The 297-nt window shown below is 55.2% G+C and carries 2 protein-coding genes; both read left to right on the forward strand.

Features of this window, described 5'->3' with window-relative positions:
* Positions 1–3 precede the first annotated feature (3 nt).
* Positions 4–99, forward strand: a complete 96-nt coding sequence (locus SB659_RS19285) for a zinc-binding dehydrogenase (protein ID WP_410551558.1) — start codon at positions 4–6, stop codon at positions 97–99.
* Positions 100–108: 9 nt separating this feature from the next.
* Positions 109–297: hypothetical protein (locus SB659_RS19290; RefSeq protein WP_410551557.1), on the forward strand; the 189-nt coding region annotated here is incomplete at its 3' end.

Below are 297 nucleotides of genomic sequence, written 5' to 3' on the forward strand. Positions count from 1 at the left end.
GTCGTGGATCGGATCTTTCCGTTCGATTCGATAAGAGAGGCGATGGCCTACGTCGATAGTGGACGGACCAAAGGCAAGGTGGTTGTCAAGATGAGGTGATTGGCGTGCTTGGCGCTGGACCAGTACACTACCCGCTCCAGCAACAAACCAGAACCCCCGCTCTGCCACATGCGCCAGGTCTTTCGCGTAAAGACTTCAGCGGGTTCCGAACTTCACGTCGTGAAGTCCTTTTCAGAACACTCGATTCGCGCCAGAAACGCCATGGACTATTTTGCAGCGGTACGCGCCTTCGTTTGC

The organism is Arthrobacter sp. SIMBA_036, assembly GCF_046535135.1.
In the GTDB taxonomy this organism is placed as follows: domain Bacteria; phylum Actinomycetota; class Actinomycetes; order Actinomycetales; family Micrococcaceae; genus Arthrobacter.